At 53.1% G+C, this 13,416-nt stretch carries 14 protein-coding genes; 8 read left to right on the top strand and 6 right to left on the bottom strand.

All coding sequences use genetic code 11. The annotated features are described in order from the left end of the window. The first annotated feature begins 2 nt into the window (after positions 1–2). The 3 genes from FDW92_RS01285 (at position 3) to FDW92_RS01275 (ending at position 3,256) form a co-directional block, all read left to right on the top strand. Positions 3–1,235, top strand: coding sequence for a dicarboxylate/amino acid:cation symporter (locus tag FDW92_RS01285; protein ID WP_042312598.1), 1,233 nt, complete (start codon positions 3–5; stop codon positions 1,233–1,235). 31 nt (positions 1,236–1,266) lie between these two features. Next, on the top strand, positions 1,267–2,457 hold the full coding sequence (metC, locus tag FDW92_RS01280) for a cystathionine beta-lyase (protein ID WP_042312596.1): 1,191 nt from the start codon (positions 1,267–1,269) through the stop codon (positions 2,455–2,457). A gap of 238 nt (positions 2,458–2,695) precedes the next feature. After that, positions 2,696–3,256 (top strand): DUF1440 domain-containing protein, encoded by a 561-nt coding sequence (locus tag FDW92_RS01275; RefSeq protein WP_042312593.1) that lies wholly within the window; start codon positions 2,696–2,698, stop codon positions 3,254–3,256. Between the two features lie 84 nt (positions 3,257–3,340). Here FDW92_RS01275 and mdtM read toward each other — a convergent pair whose 3' ends face one another. The 3 genes from mdtM to FDW92_RS01260 all read right to left on the bottom strand — a co-directional run bounded on the left by mdtM (position 3,341) and on the right by FDW92_RS01260 (position 6,422). Beyond that, positions 3,341–4,582, bottom strand: coding sequence for a multidrug efflux MFS transporter MdtM (gene mdtM / locus FDW92_RS01270; RefSeq protein ID WP_042312591.1), 1,242 nt, complete (start codon positions 4,580–4,582; stop codon positions 3,341–3,343). Positions 4,583–4,907: 325 nt separating this feature from the next. Further along, complete coding sequence (locus tag FDW92_RS01265) at positions 4,908–5,558, bottom strand: LysE family translocator (RefSeq protein ID WP_042312589.1); 651 nt, start codon at positions 5,556–5,558, stop codon at positions 4,908–4,910. 48 nt (positions 5,559–5,606) lie between these two features. Then, the gene (locus FDW92_RS01260) at positions 5,607–6,422 is read right to left on the bottom strand and encodes an AraC family transcriptional regulator (RefSeq protein WP_042312588.1); all 816 of its coding nucleotides are present in this window, start codon (positions 6,420–6,422) and stop codon (positions 5,607–5,609) included. A 231-nt stretch (positions 6,423–6,653) separates the two neighbouring features. Here FDW92_RS01260 and FDW92_RS01255 point away from each other — a divergent pair, with 231 nt between their 5' ends. Beyond that, positions 6,654–7,604 carry an Rpn family recombination-promoting nuclease/putative transposase gene (locus FDW92_RS01255; protein ID WP_042312585.1) on the top strand — a complete coding sequence of 317 codons (951 nt, stop codon included), beginning with the start codon at positions 6,654–6,656 and terminating at the stop codon, positions 7,602–7,604. Positions 7,605–7,654: 50 nt separating this feature from the next. Here FDW92_RS01255 and FDW92_RS01250 read toward each other — a convergent pair whose 3' ends face one another. Continuing rightward, a complete protein-coding gene (locus tag FDW92_RS01250) occupies positions 7,655–9,067 on the bottom strand; it encodes a PLP-dependent aminotransferase family protein (RefSeq protein ID WP_042312583.1) in 1,413 nt (470 codons plus the stop codon). Between the two features lie 176 nt (positions 9,068–9,243). Between FDW92_RS01250 and FDW92_RS01245 the strand changes: the two genes are divergently transcribed. From FDW92_RS01245 to FDW92_RS01230, 4 genes are all read left to right on the top strand, one after another. Further along, complete coding sequence (locus FDW92_RS01245; RefSeq protein WP_064507040.1) at positions 9,244–9,408, top strand: DUF1127 domain-containing protein; 165 nt, start codon at positions 9,244–9,246, stop codon at positions 9,406–9,408. Positions 9,409–9,557: 149 nt separating this feature from the next. Then, positions 9,558–10,022 carry a MarR family transcriptional regulator gene (locus tag FDW92_RS01240; RefSeq protein ID WP_042312582.1) on the top strand — a complete coding sequence of 155 codons (465 nt, stop codon included), beginning with the start codon at positions 9,558–9,560 and terminating at the stop codon, positions 10,020–10,022. Between the two features lie 6 nt (positions 10,023–10,028). Next, positions 10,029–11,096 carry an HlyD family secretion protein gene (locus FDW92_RS01235; RefSeq protein WP_042312579.1) on the top strand — a complete coding sequence of 356 codons (1,068 nt, stop codon included), beginning with the start codon at positions 10,029–10,031 and terminating at the stop codon, positions 11,094–11,096. After that, on the top strand, positions 11,086–12,150 hold the full coding sequence (locus FDW92_RS01230; RefSeq protein ID WP_137400528.1) for a DUF2955 domain-containing protein: 1,065 nt from the start codon (positions 11,086–11,088) through the stop codon (positions 12,148–12,150). The genes FDW92_RS01235 and FDW92_RS01230 overlap by 11 nt, the downstream gene beginning before the upstream one ends. Before the next feature lie 52 nt (positions 12,151–12,202). On the opposite strand, the gene yjiA is transcribed toward FDW92_RS01230, so the two are convergent. Both yjiA and FDW92_RS01220 read right to left on the bottom strand, forming a co-directional pair. After that, complete coding sequence (gene yjiA, locus FDW92_RS01225; RefSeq protein ID WP_042312574.1) at positions 12,203–13,159, bottom strand: GTPase; 957 nt, start codon at positions 13,157–13,159, stop codon at positions 12,203–12,205. 12 nt (positions 13,160–13,171) lie between these two features. Beyond that, the gene (locus tag FDW92_RS01220; RefSeq protein ID WP_003830038.1) at positions 13,172–13,366 is read right to left on the bottom strand and encodes a YbdD/YjiX family protein; all 195 of its coding nucleotides are present in this window, start codon (positions 13,364–13,366) and stop codon (positions 13,172–13,174) included. Positions 13,367–13,416: the final 50 nt, after the last annotated feature.

Raw genomic sequence — 13,416 nt, 5'->3', positions numbered from 1 at the left:
TTATGTGGTCACGACTCGAACCCTATAGATCGTCGATTATTTTATTAGTTGCTCTGGTGATTGGCGGCATATTAGGTATTTATGCCCCATCGTTGGCAAGTAAACTCCAGCCAATAGGTCAGATATTCTTAAACCTGTTATTTATGATTATTGTGCCGCTGGTGGGGATCAGCGTTATGTCTTCGATCGCCAGTATGACCGACCTGAAAAGGTTAGGGCGCATTATGGCGATAATCTTTATTGTTTCGATCGCCATGGCCTTTATTCCGGCTGCCGGGATCGTCGCGCTGGCGCTCTGGTATAACCCGGCGCAGGGCGTCACTATCGATCTCTCGCAGTCCGTACAGGCGGGTAGCGGCAAGATGGATTTTGTGAGCATGATTACCACCAGCGACTTTATTGGACTGTTTTCTAAGTCCAATATCCTGGCGCTGATCGTGATGGCGATCATTGCTGGTGTGGCGATTGGCCAGTCGGATCAGGCAGGGAAACGCATTGCTTCACTGCTGGAGGATGCCAACACGGTGATCATGAAGATCGTCTCAATCATCATGAAGGTTGCGCCGATTGGTCTGGGCTGCTACTTCGCCGCCACCATGGCCAGCCAGGACTCTGCTCTGTTGCTAACCTTTGCCCGCGCCATTGGCCTGTTTATGGTTGCTACGCTGGTCTACTTTGTTTTTGGCTCTATTCTCTATTCGTACATTGGCGGCGGTATTCCGGCGGTGAAAGCCTTTTGGCGTAATGCGATTGAGCCCTCTGCGACCGCGCTGGGAACCTGTTCTTCGCTGGGCACGCTACCGGTGACGCTGCGCGCCGGTAAAGCGATGGGGATCAACCCGGAAATCGTTGATGTCTCCATTCCGCTGCTGGTAAACCTGAATAAAGGCGGTGTGGCGATGATAGCCGCACTGAAAATTGTCTTTATCTATTCCGTGCTGGGTATGGAGTTCACCACCGAAACCTTCTTCCTGACGATGCTGATTGCGGTGCTCTCCGCCATTATCGTCGGCGGCGTACCAGGTGGGGCGTTCCTTGGCGAGATCTTTATCGTCACCACGTTGGGTCTGCCGATGGAAGCGATTCCGATGCTGGTGGTACTGGGGACGATCACTGATGCACCGGCTACATTGATTAACGTGATCCATGATTTGAACGCGGCACAGATTGTCGAACGGTTCGCTGGAAAAAAGCAGACCAACACTGAAATAAACTCTACTGCTGCGGTGGTATAGGTTTTCACACGGATTAAGAACAGGAGAAGTTATGAAAGACGCTATGAAGCTTGAAACGCATCTGGTCGTTGCTGGTCGCGACAAACGCTATACCCAGGGAGCGGTGAATCCGGTGATCCAACGCGCCTCTTCGCTGGTGTTCGATACCGTGAAGGATAAGAAATTTGCCACCGCCAACCGTGCGAACGGCGAACTGTTTTACGGTCGTCGCGGAACCTATACGCATTTTGCCTTCCAGAAAGCCATGAGTGAGCTGGAAGGCGGTGTCGGCTGCGCGCTGTATCCGTGTGGAGCAGCAGCGGTGACCAATGCGATTCTGGCGTTCGTCCAAAGCGGCGATCATATTTTGATGACGGGTGCGGCCTACGAGCCAACCCAGGATTTTTGCAATAAGATCCTGAGTAAATTTAATGTGGAAACAACGTATTACGATCCGTTAATTGGGGCTGGGATCGTTGATCTTCTGCGTCCGGAAACGAAGGTGGTGTTCCTCGAATCACCAAGTTCTATCACGATGGAAGTCCAGGATGTGCCGGGAATGGTGCAGGCTATCCGCGCGGTGAACCCGGAGATTGTCATTATGATCGATAATACCTGGGCGGCGGGCGTTCTCTTCAAGGCACTGGATTTCGGGGTGGATATTTCCATTCAGGCAGGAACCAAGTACACCATAGGTCATTCGGACGGCATGCTGGGAACGGCGGTGTCTAACGCCCGCTGCTGGGACCGTTTGCGTGAGAACTCCTATCTGATGGGGCAAACGCTGGATGCCGACACAGCCTACAACGGTAGCCGCGGATTACGTACGCTGGCGGTACGTCTGAAGCAGCATCATGAGAGCAGTATTCACATTGCCCGCTGGCTGTCGGCAAGGCCGGAAGTGGCGCGGGTAAATCATCCGGCATTAGCGGAATGTCCGGGACATGAGTATTTTCAACGTGATTTTGTCGGAAGTTCTGGCCTGTTCTCGTTTGTGCTGAAAAAGAGACTGACCGACGAGCAGATGGCGAATTTCCTCGATAACTTCTCGCTGTTCCATATGGCCTATTCGTGGGGCGGATTTGAGTCACTCATTCTGGCGAATCAACCGGAAGAGCTGAACAGCATTCGCCCGGCCGGAGAGGTTGATTTCAGCGGCACGCTGGTCAGGGTGCATATTGGTCTGGAAGATGTTGACGATCTGATTGCCGATCTGGAAGCGGGGTTTGCGCGCATCGCGTGAGGTAACACATTCGCTGCCGGATGGCGCTGATGCTTATCCGGCCTACGTAACCCAGTAGGCCGGATAAAACGCCTGTACGACATTCGCGATGACGCTATATTCACAATCAAATTAACTCATAAGTAGTCATTTAAGATCATTTTTTATCAAAAGTAATCTTTGTCACAATTTTCAGCATCCCTCCTGGGTAGCATAGCCACTGGTTTTAAGTGTTATGGCATATAAGGGATGATGAGTTATGAAGCTGAAAGATTTATTCTCACGGACACCAACTGAACGCCGACATTATGGCGTTGCCGTGTTAGTCGGTATCGTTTCCGGCGTACTTTCTGCATTTGTTAAGTGGGGAGCCGAAGTTCCGCTTCCACCCAGGACATTTTCTCTGGGAAGAAATGAGTTTAATCCTCCGTACCTTTTTCTCCGGGACTATTTAGGGATTGACCCCACGCAAACGGTCTATACCTTTTCTGAACATGTGATTAATCCGGTTATGGTCACGCACATCATATTTTCATTAGTGTTTGCAGTCGGATATTGCGTTGCCGCTGAAATTTTTCCAAAAGTTAAACTTTGGCAGGGGGTACTGGCAGGTTTAATCGTGACGGTGGCAGTTCATGGCATCTTCATTCCCGCCCTTCATCTTTCGCCGCCTTTGTCTCAGCTACCATTTGATGAATATGTGTCGGAAATTATTGGACATATTTTCTGGTTTTGGGTCATTGAAATGATTCGTCGCGACCTGCGTAATCGGATTACGCATGAACCCGATGCGGAAGTTTCGTTATCTCTCGCCAGATGATTAAAAGTTGATGCACTATGATGGATTGCCCCCGACCGCTAAACACAAAACCAGTGTTCGCGAATGGGGGCGGTTCATAGGAGGTTAACTCTCTGTGACTAACGCGGTGGCCTCATGCTGACGTACGCGCTTCAGTAAGCCTGCCAGCGTGAACACGACGGCAATACCTGCCACCACCGCCAGCAGATGAAACGAAATCCTGCCGCCGTTGAACCATAACCAACGCCCAATTTCGACAGAAACCGCCATCACCGTCAGGATCACCATATTCAACGACGCCGAAACCGTACCCTTCGGTAAGTTGTTGGAAAATAGTGTAAAGCGGAATAACGTTGGGAAGATCATTCCAATGCCAAACGCATACAGGCTGGTCCCCAGCACTGACCACAACCACACGTGCGGCGACAGTAAATTGCCAGCAATCAATACCGCCAGCCCGCTCAACTGAATGGGAACCGCTCGCCAGATAAAGCGTGGCCGGGTCGGATCCTTCACGAAGCGCACGACCACCATATTGGCGACGATCACCGCGCCAAACACTGGTGCCTGCGCCCAGGCAAACTGGGATGTGGTCATGCCGCCAGCATCAATGAGGATCACCGGTGAGACTGCCACCCAACTCATCATCGGGATATAGCTCAACGACAGCGTGGCTGCGCCAAACAGGAATACCCGGTTGCGGAAAACGTCGCGAAAATCACGCACTACGCTGCGCGCACTGAACGGCACCGCGCCACGCTGGACGGTTTCTGGCATTGCTAATGTGAGTCCAATGAGTGCGATAAGCCCCATGACGGCGATAATGGCAAACAAGATCTTCCAGTGTACAAAGTGCATCAGCGCCGCTCCTGAGAGCGGGCCGATAACCGGTGCAACCAGCACAATAGAGGTGATTACCGCCATTAGCTTGATGGCCTTTGTTTGCCCAAATGCCTCCTGCACCGTGACATAGCCGACGGTGGCGATAAAACAGATGCTGGTGCCTTGCACAAAACGGGCGGCCAGAAATTGCGTCATCGAGGTGGTGAACAATGTGGCAGCGCAGGCGAGCGTAAAAATTAGCGCTCCCGCAATCAGTACCGGACGGCGGCCAATCCGGTCAGAAAGCGGTCCTAACAGCCATTGCAGCGCCATACCACCCGCCAGATAGAGGCTGACCGCCGCGGGTGCCAGGCTGACGTCGGCGTTGAAATCGCGGACGACATTAATGATGCCGGGCTGGATCAAGTCCGTCGACAGATAGGCGGCGAAATCATACAAAATCAACGTAATAGGAAAAAATAGCGTCGTAGCGCGTTGGGAGAAAAACGCGAGAATCCGTTGCATAAAACAGCTCCTTGTCGGGAGAAAACCCTCAACGGGAATAGCGAAATTCAATACCGTCTTTGAGACGTCAGACCGATAACAGAATAAAAGCAGACTGCAAATGTACTGAATTTCATGTAATCAAAAACGCTGTCTGCGTGAAGCGCAAACAGGAGAAACGCTCACTAACGCGGGGTCAGAAAGCGTAACGATTACAGGTAACAATCAGCACATCGCACCTCAGGAAGAGTAAGTTGAACGGGTAGTGACCATCCGCAGTGTAATGCGGATTGGATATTAATTAAACGAGTTTATCCGGTTTATTTGCAGAAAATCGCCACGTTAATCAGAGTACGATGCTCTGCAAAAAACGCAGCGCGATGGCACAACCGAAGATGACCAATACGCCGCCGGCGATACGTTCTACCCACACTATCCCGCTGGTTAACCGTCGCTGGATCTGCGGTAAACCGATGAACATCACGATCAGCAAATCCCAGAACAGCACCACGCTGGTCATCCATATCCCGCTCACGCTTTGTTGTAGCAACGTCACCGACGGGCCGAGCAGAGCGGTCATTAGCGCCAGATAAAACAACGCATTTTTCGGGTTGAGTAGTGACGATGCTAACCCCAGCAGCAGCTGTTTGCCAAACCCTGGACAGGTAGACTGGGCGTCTGCTCCGGTCAGCGTTTGTGGGCGGCTGCGTATCAACAGGCTGCCAATCCACAATAAATAGAGTGCGCCCAACAGCTCAATAACCGTAAACAGCAGAGGAAGCTGGCGCAGGATCCCCCAACCGATAATCGCCAGCATGATATACAGCCCGTTGCCGAGGGCGATCCCCACGCACAGCCCGGCGCTGCCGCGCATCCGGTAACGTACGGCATAGCCGACCAGTAAAAAGAAGTCCGGCCCCGGGCTGAGGAGTGCGACAAAATGCGCCAGCGCCAGCGCGGGAAAAGCAGAAGGGAAAAGTAAGGAAAGCAGCGACATAATGACCTCAGAGAAGGAATCCGAGTTCACCCTACGCCTGACGCCGCGCTAATTATTGTCTGATATTGATCGTCCTAATGCGTATTGACGCGGTGTGGCCGCGGTGTAGCGCACAAAGGTGCGATGGAAATGGCTCTGGTCGGCAAACCCGCTCTGGTAGCCGACATCCGCAATTTCGTCCCCTGCACGCAACCGCTGGCGGGCATAGTTAACTCTCAGGATATTCAGATAACTCCCCGGCGTCAGGCCGGTGTCCTGCTTAAAGTTACGGATCAGCGTCTCTTTACGCATGCGGCATTCATACGCCAGCACGTCCAGCGAGGGGGGCGCAAACAAACTGGACTGCAACCGTTCACGCAGATACGTGCTGGCAGCGCTTAGGCTTTGCGCTTTTACCGATTGCAACGGCAGCGAGCGCAGCAGTGCCTGCGCTGCATCGGTTACCTGTGTCATTTGTTGCCGCTGCATGAGCGCCACGAGGCGTAAATAACGCTGGAATAATTGCGGATCGCGGATAACGGGATTGCGTGGGTAAAGTTGCTGATTGCTGCTCAGCGCAGGCAGATGGTTCAGGCACCACTGGGCATCAAGATAGAGCATATGGTAACTGCGAAACCGCCCATTAACGGGGTTACAGCTGTGAGGTGCCAGCGATGGGATCACAATGAGATCGCCTGAGCTCAGGAGGTATTCTTTGCCATCACACTGGCAGCAAGTCTCACCCTCAAGAATAGCCCCAATCGAGAGCTGAGAATGATGATGACGTTTATAGGCCTGCTGGCTTTGCCAGGTGCTGCGCAGCTCCAGCCACGGCAACTGCTCATCACGCCAGAACGATTGTGGAATATCCCGGGTATGCGTCACATCGTGCTCTCCATGAAAGTGATGATTTGTTATAGCACAGGACGTGCGATGAAAAAGCGGGAATGTGCATTGAGGTCGTGATTCTGCGGGACGCGTTCCAGACCAATGCAGACGTTACATAAGGACGTTGTTATCCCGGAAATCGCCTCGCAAAGAGAGAAAGTTGCAGGTGAGGGGGGGAGTTTTCCGGCGCTACAGTCATGGCATCTTATTTTCAGGTGAAAGATCGCCATGAACAAAGCTTCCACTTCCACACCGCATGATGCGGTCTTTAAAACGTTCTTACGTCACCCTGAGACCGCACGGGATTTTCTGCAAATACATCTTCCCGCTTCGCTACGCGAACTTTGCGATCTTCAGACGCTGAAACTCGAGTCAGATAGTTTCATTGAAGAGAATTTACGCGCGTCCTATTCCGACGTGCTTTGGTCGGTGAAAACGACGGAGGGCGATGGGTATATTTATGTAGTGATTGAACACCAGAGCACACCGGATGCACATATGGCATTCCGGTTGATGCGCTATGCGGTAGCAGCCATGCAGAAACATTTAGATGCTGGGCATCAGCAGTTGCCGCTGGTGGTGCCGATGCTGTTCTATCACGGCGCTAAAAGCCCGTACCCTTATTCATTGTGCTGGCTGGATGAGTTTGCCAACCCGAAGCTGGCTCGTCAGCTGTATGCAGCGGCGTTTCCGCTGGTGGATATTACGGTCATACCGGATGACGAAATTGTGCAGCATCGACGTATGGCGCTGTTGGAGTTAATCCAAAAACATATCCGTCAACGCGATCTTATGGGATTGGTCGAGCAAATTGTTTCCCTGCTACTTACCGGACTGACTAATGACACTCAGATAAAGACGCTGTTTAATTATATTTTACGAACTGGCGATGCACCTCGATTCAGTGAGTTTATTCGCGGGGTTGCCGAACGTTCACCGCAGTACAAGGAGCATTTGATGACGATCGCAGACAGATTACATGAGGCAGGATTTCAAAAAGGATGGCTTGAAGGCAAGCTTGAAGGTAAACAAGAAGGTAAACAAGAAGGACTGATAAAGGGGCGACGTGATGAGGCGCTACGTATTGCCCGCACTATGCTGGCCGACGGTATCGATATCAGCACGGTACAAAAAATTACCCGACTTTCCGCTGAAGATATTCAGGGTTTAAGCCATTAGAGATGATTTAAACCGCTTAATCGCCTGCCCGGAAGCACCGGATGGTCCGGTTACTCCATCGCCGTTTTCACCGCCTCGCCGAGCTTTTGCATGACTTCCCGATGCTTCTCGTTTGGCGGCAATGCACAATTGATGCGTACGCAGTTGCGGTATTTACCGGATGCAGAGAATAGTGAGCCAGGCGCGACCTGGATTTTCAGGCGACAGAGCTGTTTGGCAACGCAGACCATATCGACCTGCTGTGGTAATTCCACCCACAGCATAAAGCCGCCTTTTGGTCGGGTGACGCAGATCCCGCAGGGGAAATATTCCCGTACCCAGCAGGTATAGATCTCCATATTCCGCTGGTAGATCTGACGCATACGGCGAACATGACGATGATAATGCCCCTCGCGCACGAAGGTGGCGGCCGCCAGCTGTGTAGCAGGAACGTTAGTGCCGATGACGGCATATTTCATATGCAGAAATTTATCGTGATAACGACCGGGAATAACCCAACCGACGCGCAATCCCGGCGCCACGGATTTGGTAAATGAGCTGCACAGTAGCACCCGACCGTCGCTGTCCCTGGAATGGATTGTGCGCGGACGTGGATATTCTGTAGCAAGCTCTCCGTACACATCATCTTCAAAAATAACAATATCGTGCTGCTGGGCGAGGGCGAGCACAGCGCGTTTACGCGCATCCGGCATAATAAAGCCGAGCGGGTTGTTGCAGTTAGGAACCAGGATCACCCCTTTAATCGGCCACTGATCCAGCGCCAGTTCCAGCGCTTCAATGCTGATCCCGGCATCCGGATCGGTCGGGATCTCAATAACTTTGATCCCTAATCCGCGTAGCAGCTGCATGGTGCCGTAATAGGCGGGAGATTCAACGGCGACAATATCGCCAGGCTGGCAGACCGTTAGCAGCGCCAGCGACATTCCGCTCTGGCTGCCATTAGTAATCACAATATCATCCGCAGTGACGACCGAACCGCCGTCCAGCATGAGCCGGGCAATCTGTTGACGCAATTCCCGACAGCCAGGTAATTCATCGTAACCCAGCACCGCCTTGAGATTATGCTGCGCCACACGGCTTAGCTCGCGCCACAGTGGCTTCAGGCTGGGTTGGTTGATATCGGGCACGCCACTGCTAAAAGGGATTACCGATTTATCCGCATGACCTGCCAGCATGTCCAGCACCTGATCCCACTGGGTTATCTCGACCGGACGCTGTACCGGGCGCGACATTGGCGGCACCGGCGGTTGTGCTTTTTGTGGCGCGACAAAATAACCGGAACGCGGCTGCGGCGTGATCAGCTGTAGTTGTTCCAGCGTCTGATAGGCCTGCTGGACGGTGCTGATACTGACCCCATGTTCCTGACTCAAGCTACGCACCGAAGGTAATTTTTCGCCATGGCGATACAGCCCCTGCTCAATGCGTTCGGCCAGAAGATTGGCCAGATGTTGGTAACGCGTCATGCTGTATCCCTCATGGGTGCCATACAGATTAAAAAACCAGTACAGATTGGCGTGAAAAAAGCGATTCAGAACTCTTTTTAACCAATCTGTATGTTAAATAAAAGTACTTTGTGAGTCTGTATTGTTCAGACCCAAATTCGTGAATATAAAGCCTCTGGCAAGGTGGGAGGCAAGGTATGGAATTTCATGAGAATAGAGCAAAGCAGCCGTTTATTGGGTTTGTACTGATCTGGCGGGCATACAAAGCATGGCGGCTACGGGCGCAAACGCGGCGTCTGTTGCACCAGATGAGCGATGAGCGCCTACGTGACGTCGGGCTGCGACGCGATCAGGTGGAGTAATTATTTTCTATCGACCTAGGCCGGGTGTTAGCGCATCTGGCCTCTTTTATATTCACTGTGTTTATCAATTGATGCTTGTTGATAGTCTGTTTCTTGATGCTTACCATGATAAGTATTATTTTCTTCATCAGCGATGAGGAAAAAGATATATGACTGAAGATGAACTGTTTGCCCGCCGTCCGATGGGGATGCGCATGGCAATGGTGGTGCGTCAGTGGCGGGCCATTATTGATGCTGCCATCACCGATACTGGCCTGACGCAATCAAGCTGGACGGTATTGATGCAGCTGTATCAACTGGGAGACAACGTCTCGGTCAGTGAACTGGCGGAGGTGCAGGGCATTGAACTGCCGCCGCTGATGCGCACCCTCACACTACTGGAAAAGCAGGGCTACCTGCTGCGTTCCACATCGCCTTATGACAAACGCATCCGACTGTTAACGCTGACCGCGCAAGGCCGCTCAAGGCTTGAAGAACTTAACCGGGTGATTGAGACATACCAACATCGCGTCACCTGTACTATTTCTGAAGCGGAGCTTGCCGCCTTTAGCACGACGTTAAATCAACTCGCCTGCAATTTGCGGACAATCCGCGAAGAAGATAATCAACACTAAAAAACTATGATGACCCCAGAACAAAAATTTGCCCGTTGGGTAAGGGTGAGTATTGCCGCTTTCCTGGTAATATTCGCTTGGTTTATCGTTGCTGATATCTGGATCCCGCTGACGCCGGACTCCACGGTGATGCGCGTGGTAACGCCTGTTTCTTCACGCGTATCCGGCTACGTCTCGCAGGTGCATGTACATAACAATAGCCAGGTGAAAAAGGGCGATTTGCTGTACGAGCTGGATCCGACGCCGTTTATCAATAAGGTCGAAGCGGCGCAAATCGCCCTTGAGCAGGCGAAGCTGAGCAACCAACAGCTGGATGCGCAGATCGCCTCCGCGCGCGCTAATCTGCGCACCGCGCAATTCAACGCCCGCAACGATAAGACTACCTTTGACCGCTATCAACGCCTGAGTGCCATGCAGAATGTGTCGCAATCCGATCTCGATAAGGTGCGCACCGCCTGGCAGACCAGCGAACAGTCGGTGGCGGCGCTCAACGCCAGTATTCAGAACCTGCTGATCCAGCGCGGCGAGCGCGATGACAAGCGCAACGTGACGCTGCAAAAATACCGTAACGCGCTGGAAGAGGCGCAGCTGAACCTCAGCTGGAGCAAAGTGTATGCCCAGACCGACGGTATAGTGAGTAACCTCCAGCTTAGCCCCGGACTTTACGCCACCGCCGCCACGCCGCTGCTGGCGCTGGTCAGCCATCAGACCGATATCGTGGCCGACTTTCGCGAGAAAAGCCTGCGCCAAACTCGCGTGGATACCGATGCCGCCGTGGTGTTCGACGCCATGCCGGGCAAGGTTTTCTCTGCCCGCGTCACCAGCAGTGATGCCGGTATTCTGGCGGGCCAGGAGCAGGTTAACGGCCAGCTGTCGCAGCCGGAACAGTCCACCCGCTGGGTGCGCGATGCCCAGCGTATGCGCATTCACGTAGCGCTGAACGAACCGCTCGACACGCCGTTACCGACCGGGGCGCGCGCCACGGTACAGCTGTATAACAGCGAGGGGATGTTCGCTCGCACTTTTGCCGGGGCGCAGATCCACCTCGTTAGCTGGCTGCATTATGTCTATTAACACGCTGGCCCACGTCTTTACGCCGCACGGGAATATCGTCTACACCGCCAATGACTTTCGCCAGACCCTGCGGATTTCCGTCGCCGGGACAATCGCGCTGAGTATCTCGACCTTCTACAACGTGCAGTACGGTGTATTTTTTGTGGTTTATCCGCTGATGCTGCAGTCGCTGGTGCCGGTATTCAACCGCCATGTGGCAAAACAGTTTGTGTTCAGCGCGGCGGTGAACTGCGTTGAAATGGTGCTAATCGTCGGCTATCTCTCACAATGGCCGCCGATTATGACGCTGGTGGTGTTTGGTCTGTACGTGATGCGTTTTCGCTTTATGAGTAAAGGGCCGCTGTTTTTGCTCGGCTCGATGGGCGTAGTGTGTCAGAGCACGATGCTCAACTTTATGAGTTATCCCACCACCAACTGGCATACGCTGATGTTTTCCAATATGGAAGCCTGCGTCATGGCGGTGGCGCTGAGCGCGCTGCTGCATTATCTGATCCCGGACATGGAACCCCGCCAGCCGCCGCCGCGCATTGAAAAAGATGCCGCCCGGGTTCGTCACGAGTCGCTGCTTTCCGGTACGGTGGCGACGATGATTTTTGTGGTCTTCCAGATCTGCGATTTGAGTGATTCGCTGTCAGCGCTGATGGCAGGCATTTTGATTCTGTTTCCTATGCACTATCGCGGGGCGGTGATTAGCTCGATCTGGCGTGTGGTTGGCGTGGTGCTGGCCTGTCTGTATATTCTGCTGGTGCAGCTGCTTATCTATGATTTCAGCAACCATATGGTGCTGATGATGCCGCTGATTGGCCTTGGGCTGGCATTCAGCGCCCGCCTGCACGTAATGGAAAAAGTCGGCGCAGGCGTGGGGTTTGCCAGTATCACCACCATCGGCATTATGTTTGGCCAGAACCTGCACCCGGATCAGGACCTGGTATTCAGCGATCTGTACCGTATCACCTCCGTCACCGTCGCGCTGGTGGCAACGCTAACGATGGTATTTCTGGTACACCGGGTTTTGAACTGCTTTGCCGCGACACAGTTTGTGATTACCGAATAAGTGGGGCTGTGAGTGCCGGATGGCGGCTGCGCCTAATCCGGCCTACAAAAATCTACTTCTTCAACCCCGCAAACGCGGCTCTGATCTCGTCTTCCGGCAGATTAATACCGATAAACACCAGCAGGCTGTGCGGCGTTTCGTCGCCCCACGGGCGGTCCCAGTCGGCGCTGTACAGGCGCTGTACGCCCTGGAACAGCAGGCGGTTTGGCTCGCCTTCAATCCACAGCATGCCTTTATAGCGCAGCAGCTTCTCGGCGGATTCCAGCAGCAGATTTTCCATTACCCGCGACACGTCGCTGATGTTCACCGGGTAATCCAGTTCGACGACGATCGAGGAAATATCGTTTTGCTTGTCGGCGATAAAGTGGAAGCGCGGTTTGGCGCTGACCACGTTCTCTTCCAGCATAAAACCGTTGGTGTCAAAAAGCAGAGAGAGGTCGATATCGCCATGCGTGACGGTGTAAATCGGCGCACGGGCGTTAATGCGCGCCAGGCGCTCACGCAGTTTTTCGCTTTCACCTGCGACGTCGGTTTTGGTCAGCAGGATGCGGTCAGCATAGCCGACCTGCGACTGGGCGATGGTAAACTGGTTCATCTGCTCGTCGGCATGCACCGCGTCAACCAGCGCAATTACGCCGTCCAGCAGGTAGCGTTCGCAAATCACTTCATGGGAGAAAAAGGTCTGGATAATCGGGCCGGGGTCGGCCATGCCGGTGCACTCGATCACCAGACGGTCAAAATTGATGGTGCCTTTGTCGAGGTTGTCGAGCAGGTCTAACAAGGCATCTTCCAGTTCATTAGAACGGGTACAGCAAATGCAGCCGTTGGTCAGGGTTTTGATCTGCGTGGCGCGGTCGCCAATCAGTTGATCGTCCACCGAAACTTCGCCGAATTCGTTTTCGATAACGGCAATCTTGTAACCGTGCTGCTCGTTGAGAATATGGCGTAGCAGGGTGGTTTTACCCGCGCCAAGAAAACCGGTGAGTAGGGTAACTGCAATCGGGGTCATTCACTTCTCCTTCTAACAGCAACTGCTTCCGCCGCTACCGTAGCGGGCTTCCTGGCGCTCGCGGAAGAATTCTTCGTAGGTCATGTACGGCTTATCGGGATGGTTGGTCTTCATGTGCTCGACGTAGTTGTCGTAGTCCGGAATGCCAATCAGCATCTTCGCCGCCTGACCGAGATATTTTTTAGCTTGCCCTAAAGTACCAAACATAAACAATCCTGATAAGCGAAAAGCCCCGCCGAAGCGGGGCTGAATACATC

The organism is Citrobacter sp. wls706, assembly GCF_005281305.1.
Lineage (GTDB): Bacteria > Pseudomonadota > Gammaproteobacteria > Enterobacterales > Enterobacteriaceae > Citrobacter > Citrobacter werkmanii.
This window is presented reverse-complemented; position numbering and strand designations above follow the sequence as displayed.